This is a genomic window from Crenothrix polyspora (assembly GCF_900163755.1).
GTDB classification, from domain to species: domain Bacteria; phylum Pseudomonadota; class Gammaproteobacteria; order Methylococcales; family Methylomonadaceae; genus Crenothrix; species Crenothrix polyspora.
Genome location: NZ_FUKI01000056.1, coordinates 1 through 7,864, shown reverse-complemented (window position 1 = coordinate 7,864; position 7,864 = coordinate 1). Strand labels below are relative to the sequence as shown.

Below are 7,864 nucleotides of genomic sequence, written 5' to 3'. Positions count from 1 at the left end.
TGTCATCGGTTATCCTCGGAAAAAATCTGGAGGATATCAGGGCCGATAAAAAAATTTTAGATGATTTTGCTACGCGCTTACCTTAGTTCCGGGCAAGGCAGCAGATGACGAGGAACACCAAAAAAAACAGCGGGAGTTCCACAGCGAAAAGTTACAGCCCCTATTGGAAGAAGCAAAGCAAGGTAAGCGCACCGTGTTGTTTGTTGATGCGGCGCATTTTGTCATGGGGGCATTTCTTGGGATGTTGTGGTGCTTTACGCGGAAGTTGCTGCCATCCGCCAACGGGCGCAAGCGCCATAATGTCTTGGGTGCATATGACCCTATCAGGCATGAGGCTATTACGGTAACCAATGACACCTACATCAACCAAGTGGTCTTCTGTGAATTCCTGGATAAAATTGCGGCGGCTTATGCAGGTACTGGGCTTCCTATAACCGTAGTGCTGGACAATGCCAGATACCAAAAATGCCCGTCGGTCATAGAAAAGGCAAAGGAGCTGGGAATTGACCTCCTATACCTCCCGCCGTATTCACCTAATCTCAATTTAATTGAGCGGTTGTGGCGCTTCGTCAAAAAGCAAGTGCTCTATAGCACCCACTATGACAAATTTGCTACTTTTAAAAACAGCATCGATACCTGTATCGCTGAACTGGGTAGCCGCTATAAAGCCAAGATGGAAACACTGATGACAATGGTTTTCCAGTTCTTTTCCAAGAAAACCGAAAACGTGACCGTTTAAAGTATATACACATCAGGATGGGTAGAAAATACCGTTAGGGTGGAGACAACAGCGCCATTCACTGGGCAACCCTGTGCAACACGTACTGATGGCTATCATACCGACCCTGCCCAACCGGCAAATGCTGCACATCAAGCTGCACTGCTGATGGCATTTCAAACAAATAAATCGGTTAGCTTTACTCTGGATGGCTGTATCTACGGAAACCCAAAAATAATTGGTGTTTTTGTCACCAACAATTAAGTAGCTTCTACAATCAGAAGTGCTAATTTTATTTTGTTTATGTTAACGTAAAGACAAGAAAACATCATCTCAAAGGCCTACGGGATTTCTAAAACTTTGCAGGCCTTTTCTCCAACCGTAAAAATTTAGCTAACTGAAGCTCTACTAGCGCAAAACCGACAATCTTGAATCCACCCCCGCATTCTGGCCACGATGCCGTAACAAATGATCCATCAACACAATCGCCAACATCGCTTCAGCAATCGGCGTTGCGCGTATGCCGACACACGGGTCATGACGGCCTTTGGTCACCACTTCGATTGCTTCACCACGGATATTGATGCTACGCCCAGGCAAATGCAGACTGGACGTTGGCTTTAAAGCGATACTGGCAACAATATTCTGGCCACTGGAAATACCGCCCAAAATACCACCCGCATGGTTGCTCAAAAAACCTTCAGGGGTGATTTCATCGCGGAACTTTGTGCCTTTGGTATTGATACAGTCAAAACCATCACCAATTTCCACGCCTTTTACCGCGTTAATACTCATCATGGCATGGGCAATATCGGCATCCAGTCTATCAAAAATTGGCTCGCCCAAGCCAGGTGGCACATTGCTGGCCACCACCACAATCCGTGCGCCTATCGACTCACCTTCTTTACGCAACGCATCCATGTAGCGTTCCATTTCGGCGACTTTATCCACATCAGGACAGAAAAATGGGTTATTGCCGACTTCATCCCAATCAATTTTATCAATAGTAATCGGGCCTAACTGCGACAAATAGCCGCGCACTTCAATGCCAGCGATATGTTTAAGATACTTCTTGGCTATTGCACCGGCCGCCACCCGCATCGCCGTTTCCCGTGCCGAAGAACGACCACCCCCTCGATAATCCCGAAAACCGTATTTATGTTGGTAGGTGTAGTCAGCATGGCCAGGCCTAAAGCTTTCGGCGATATTGGTGTAATCTTTGGAGCGTTGGTCAGTATTTTCTATCAGCAAGCCAATTGGGCAACCGGTGGTTTTGCCTTCAAATACGCCCGATAAAATCTTGACTTCATCGGCTTCACGGCGTTGTGTGGTATGGCGAGATGTACCAGGTTTGCGCCGATCCAGATCAATCTGCAAATCTTCTTCGCACAGTGGCATACCCGGTGGGCAACCATCCACAATAGCCCCCAGTGCAATGCCGTGGCTTTCGCCAAAAGTGGTGACAGTAAATAATTTTCCTATACTATTGCCTGACATTACACTAAGGCCTCTTCAAAAATAGGTTGAAATTCACGCACCTGCTCGGCAGTCAACAAAAATACGCCATCACCACCGCGCTCAAAACTCAGCCAATAAAACGGCACATCGGGGAACATATTCTGCAAAGTTTCAGCGCTGCTACCGACTTCAATAATCAAGATGCCCTGCTCTGCCAGATATTCATCGGCATCCGCCAAAATGCGTACCACCAAATCTAGGCCAGAAGCGCCGCCTTTAAAGCCCATTTCTGGCTCAGCGTGAAATTCGGTGGGTAATTTTTCCCATTCATCCACACTCACGTAAGGCGGGTTACTGACAATGACATCGTACTTGCTGGTGGGGAGATCGTTAAATAAATCGGATTGGTACAAAGTAACAAAATCGGCCATATCGTGCTTGGCGACATTTTGCTCGGCCACCGCCAAGGCATCGGGCGATAGATCCACGCCATCGACCAACGCATCGGGAAACGCATACGCACAGGCAATCGCAATACAAGCACTGCCGGTACACAAATCTAAAATACGCTCGACATTGTCTTCATTCACCCACGGCGCAAAGCGTTGTTCAATCAATTCGGCAATTGGCGAACGCGGTACCAACACGCGCTGATCGACAAAAAATGGCAGTCCGGCAAAAATGGCTTCCTGGGTTAAATACGCGGCAGGCACACGTTCATTAATCCGCCGTTCAATCATGGCAATCACTTCCTGACGCTCATCCGGTGTCAAGGTTGACTGAAAATAAGACTCGGCCAAATTATACGGTTGGTGCAAGGTATGCAGCACCAACGCCAACGCCTCATCCAGCGCCGATGAAGTCCCGTGACCAAAACTGACCTTGGCGCGGGTAAACTGGCTCGCACCCCAGCGTACGTAATCACGAATAGTGGAAAGGCTGGTTAACACATCAAAACTGGTTTTATTCATAATGGTTGCATACTAAGCTGATCGGTAAATAATGGGATTGTCCTGAATACCTGTCAGGCCAGGCTCGATTGCGATAAGCATACATGACGAACACCTTTACGCACAAGACAGTACATAATCTTGATGAAAACGGATTTATTAAGAGGAACGTAAGCCCGAAATAACACGGCTCTAGGACAGACCAACGCTAAACACCCCTAATCGCCCTGATTTTGATAATGCTAATGCGACATCAAAACAGAGCAAGAAGGAGAGTGCTACTGCTAGCGATCTGTTAGGGCAAATGGCAATAATTAATCGACGATTTTATATTTGCTGCTAGAAAAGTCAACGCGATCGCGTAACTCTTTACCCGGCTTAAAATGCGGGACGTGCTTTTCGGCTAACTCAACTGATTCGCCGGTTTTTGGGTTGCGACCCATGCGGGGTGGACGTTTGTGCAAAGAAAAACTACCAAAGCCACGAATTTCGATGCGTTCACCGGAAGACAGTGCTTGATTCATATTTTCAATGATGCACTTTACCGCCAGCTCCACGTCTTTGGCTGCTAAATGGGGTTGTTGTTTTGCAAGAGCTTCAATTAATTGAGATTTTGTCACATCGTATCCTGTGAAAAAAGTAAATGACGCAGGTACAAAGTAGCATGGCAAGAGGATGGATCGATCTTAAGCTAAGTAAGAATTTAACAAACAGGACGCAGGGTAAATTCTACTTAACTAAAAAAGTTATACAACTGTCTTCTACTTATGTAAACCTGAAGAACCAGTAAATACACGTTGAGCGGGGGCATCTAAGATGTCCCCGCCCAGAAACGTACTATTTTTCCATTTTTTTGAAGATATCAGCAAAGGTAGGCGATGCTGATGGCTGTTGTTGGACAACGCTGTGGTCTTTGGTGGTGTGAGTTTCTTCTTCGTAGTCTTTGGCTTTAATGGACAAAGAAATCGTCTTGCTCTTCTTGTCAACGCCAATGAATTTCGCTTCGACAGCTTCGCCTTCTTTCAACAAGGTACGTGCATCTTCTACACGATCACGTTGAATTTCAGACGCGCGTAAGTAACCTTCCACGTTATCTGCCAAAGTAATCACTGCGCCTTTAGCATCCACTTCTTTCACAGTACCTTTAACAATCGCGCCTTTTTCATTAGCGGCTAAGAAGTTTTGGAACGGGTCTTGTTCCAATTGCTTAATGCCCAAAGAAATACGTTCACGCTCAGAATCGACTGCCAAAATCACAGTTTCTAATTCATCGCCTTTCTTGAAGTCACGTACTGACACTTCGCCGTCATCTGCCCAAGAAATATCAGACATGTGAACCAGACCATCAATGCCGCCATCCAAACCGATGAAGATACCGAAATCAGTGATCGATTTGATCTTACCGCTGATTTTGTCGCCTTTGTTGTGTGTTGCGGCAAACTCATCCCAAGGGTTGGTTTTACATTGCTTCATACCCAAAGAAATACGACGGCGTTCTTCGTCAATTTCCAAAATCATGATTTCAACTTCGTCGCCTAATTGCACCAATTTAGATGGGTTAACGTTTTTGTTGGTCCAATCCATTTCAGAAACGTGAACCAAACCTTCCACGCCTTCTTCAATTTCAACGAAACAGCCGTAATCGGTCAGGTTGTTGACTTTACCGAAGGCGCGTGTTCCCGCAGGGTAACGACGGGCAATGTTTTGCCAAGGATCTTCGCCCATTTGCTTCATGCCTAATGAAACACGATTCTTTTCCTTGTCGTATTTCATAACCTTGACTTTAATTTCTTGGCCAATCTCTACACACTCAGACGGATGACGTACACGACGCCATGCCATATCGGTAATGTGCAACAAGCCATCGATGCCGCCAAGGTCAATAAACGCGCCGTAATCGGTCAGGTTTTTAACGATACCGGTGATGATAGCGCCTTCTTCCAGGGTCTTCATCAATTCTTCGCGTTCTGCGCTGTATTCTTTTTCTACCACAGCACGACGGGACAGTACAACGTTATTACGTTTTTGGTCAATTTTGATGACTTTGAATTCTAAATCACGGTTTTCCAGGAACGTGGTATCGCGGATAGGACGCACGTCAACCAAAGAACCTGGTAAGAAGGCACGCAATGCGCCGACTGCAACCGTGAAACCACCACGGACTTTGCCATTGATACGGCCAACAATCGTGGTTTGTTTTTCGAAAGCGGTTTCCAGTTCAAACCAAGCCTTGTTTCTTTTCGCTTTGTCGCGGGAAAGAAGAGTCGCACCTAAACCGTCTTCAAATAAATCCAAGGCGACTTCAATTTCGTCACCGATCTGAACTTCCAATTCACCTTCATTATTCAAAAATTGCCATTTTGGAATGACACCTTCTGATTTAGAATGGGTGCTAACGATAACCATATCGTTTTCAATGTCAATCACTGTGCCGATCAACATGGCACCTGGATTCATTTTGGTTTTACTCAGACTTTCTTCTAGTAATGCAGCAAAGCTTTCGCTCATCTTCTTATTTCCCAGACTTGTTAAAAACGACACAAATCTTTTCTTTATCAAAGTTAAAAAAAACCACAAGAAACCATTTCCTTGCGGCCACAAGAAACCCTTAACGGATTAAACTTAATACTTCTTCAATCACGGCAGTAATGCCCATGTCAGAAGAATCAATATACAGCGCATCACTCGCCATGGCTAAAGGGGCAGTCTCCCGTTCCCTATCGCGGCGATCACGTTCTTCTATTTCAGAAGTTATGTGTGAAAGATTAGCATCAATTCCTTTTTCTTTCAACTGTTTATATCGCCTACCGGCTCTTTGTGACGCACTGGCAGTCAAAAATACTTTGTGGATAGCATCGGGGAAAACCACAGTGCCCATGTCACGGCCATCAGCGACCAGTCCTGGTAACTGACGAAAATCTTTTTGTTTTTGCAATAACACTTGCCGCACTTGCGGCACTGCCGCCACCACCGAAGCTACCGCACCCGTACTTTCCAATCCCAGTTGTGCAGTGATGTCTTCACCGTTGAGCTTAACGGTCAATTCGTCGTTGCATTCAAATTCCAGCGCCAGATTTTGCGCTATCTTGACGATTTCAGCGACATCATTCACATCCACCGATTGTTGCAACACAGCAATCGCCAAGGAGCGGTAAATTGAACCACTGTCCAGATAATGCCAGCCCAGTTGTTTGGCGACTAACCGGCTGACTGTACCTTTACCTGCACCACTTGGACCATCAATGGTTAAAACGGGAATTGTCATTTTATTATCCTGGTTGTTCGAAGCGTAGAGCCGCAATGTGCGTCTCTACACTGTGCCATTCTCAATCTTAAACGGTTTCGATGTGCTCTTCGTAACAGGTCAAATCCAATCCCAAATTTTTCACCAAATCTTTAAACTCAGGGAATGAGGTATTGACGTTCAGGCAATCCAGCACCGTAATCGGCGCACTGGCACGCAATCCCGCTATAGAAAACGCCATCGCAATACGGTGATCGCCATGAGAAACCACTGTCCCACCGCCTATCGTTCCGCCTTGAATCACCATACCATCCGGCGTTGGCTCAGCCTTCACACCCAATATTTTTAAGCCATCAGCCATCACCTGAATACGGTCGGATTCTTTAACGCGCAATTCTTCCGCACCACTCAAACGGGTTTGGCCTTCTGCACAGGCAGCCGCCACAAAAAGTACAGGGAATTCATCAATCGCTAATGGGACGAGCTCTTCAGGTATATCGATGCCTTTTAATGGGCTGTACACCACATGCAAATCAGCCACTGGCTCACCGCCCACTACGCGCTCATTCAGGACTTCAATATTCGCGCCCATTAACCGAAGTATGTCGATAACACCGGTGCGTGTAGGATTAATACCCACATGATGCAAAGTCAGATCAGAACCTGGGGCAATCGATGCACCGACCAGGAAAAACGCCGCCGAGGAAATATCGCTAGGTACGTCAATATCACTAGCGGTCAACTTGCCTTCTGCGGTAATTGAAACAGTGCTGGCATCTTGTTTGACAGGATAATTAAAGCCACTTAACATCCGTTCAGTATGGTCGCGGGTAGGCGCAGGCTCGGTAACGGTAGTTACGCCTTGTGCGTACATACCAGCCAATAACAGGCAGGATTTCACTTGAGCACTGGCCATCGGCATCACGTAATCAATGCCATTCAACTGCCCTGCCCTACCGGTAATGTGTAGCGGCGCGGTACCTTTTTCGGTAGTTTTTATATCTGCACCCATTGCCGCCAAGGGATCAGTGACGCGTTTCATGGGACGACCTGACAAGGATTTATCGCCGGTCAGCACACAATCAAACGCTTGCCCTGCCAGTAAGCCACTCAACAATCGCATCGAGGTACCGGAGTTACCCAAATACAGAGGGTTTTTCGGCGCTTGCAAACCGTGTTTACCAACACCGTGGATAGTCACCTCACCATTGGTTGGACCTTCAATGGTAACGCCCATATCACGAAACGCCTGCAATGTTGCCAGGGCATCTTCAGCTTCAAGAAAGCCTTTGACGTGAGTAACGCCATCCGCCAGCGAACCCAGCATAATGGAGCGGTGCGACATGGACTTATCGCCCGGCACCCGCGCCGCGCCTTGTAATGAACCACCGGGTTGAATTTTAAATGTTATTGATTTTGACATAGTTAATTTAGGAACTGATCCAGAAAGCGTTGCCGTGCCTGACGTGCATACGTAAAGGTTTCAAAAAGCTG

General features: G+C 46.7%; 6 protein-coding genes and 1 pseudogene. 1 reads left to right on the top strand and 6 read right to left on the bottom strand.

Annotation, left to right across the window (positions count from 1 at the left end; all coding sequences use genetic code 11):
* Positions 1-115: 115 nt before the first annotated feature.
* Positions 116-739 (top strand): annotated as a pseudogene (locus CRENPOLYSF2_RS03410) (IS630 family transposase); the annotation flags it as partial.
* A gap of 387 nt (positions 740-1,126) precedes the next feature.
* Here the strand turns inward: CRENPOLYSF2_RS03410 and aroC are convergent.
* The 6 genes from aroC to aroA form a co-directional block, all read right to left on the bottom strand.
* The gene (gene aroC, locus CRENPOLYSF2_RS03400; RefSeq protein WP_087142560.1) at positions 1,127-2,215 is read right to left on the bottom strand and encodes a chorismate synthase; all 1,089 of its coding nucleotides are present in this window, start codon (positions 2,213-2,215) and stop codon (positions 1,127-1,129) included.
* Positions 2,215-3,147, bottom strand: a complete 933-nt coding sequence (prmB, locus tag CRENPOLYSF2_RS03395) for a 50S ribosomal protein L3 N(5)-glutamine methyltransferase (protein ID WP_087142559.1) — start codon at positions 3,145-3,147, stop codon at positions 2,215-2,217. Before prmB ends, aroC begins: the two co-directional genes overlap by 1 nt.
* Before the next feature lie 293 nt (positions 3,148-3,440).
* Entirely contained in the window at positions 3,441-3,746 is a 306-nt protein-coding gene (locus tag CRENPOLYSF2_RS03390; protein WP_087142558.1) for an integration host factor subunit beta, read from the bottom strand.
* A 217-nt stretch (positions 3,747-3,963) separates the two neighbouring features.
* Positions 3,964-5,634, bottom strand: coding sequence for a 30S ribosomal protein S1 (gene rpsA / locus CRENPOLYSF2_RS03385; protein ID WP_087142557.1), 1,671 nt, complete (start codon positions 5,632-5,634; stop codon positions 3,964-3,966).
* A gap of 100 nt (positions 5,635-5,734) precedes the next feature.
* Entirely contained in the window at positions 5,735-6,391 is a 657-nt protein-coding gene (cmk, locus tag CRENPOLYSF2_RS03380; RefSeq protein WP_087142556.1) for a (d)CMP kinase, read from the bottom strand.
* 67 nt (positions 6,392-6,458) lie between these two features.
* Complete coding sequence (aroA, locus tag CRENPOLYSF2_RS03375) at positions 6,459-7,793, bottom strand: 3-phosphoshikimate 1-carboxyvinyltransferase (RefSeq protein ID WP_087142555.1); 1,335 nt, start codon at positions 7,791-7,793, stop codon at positions 6,459-6,461.
* Positions 7,794-7,864: the final 71 nt, after the last annotated feature.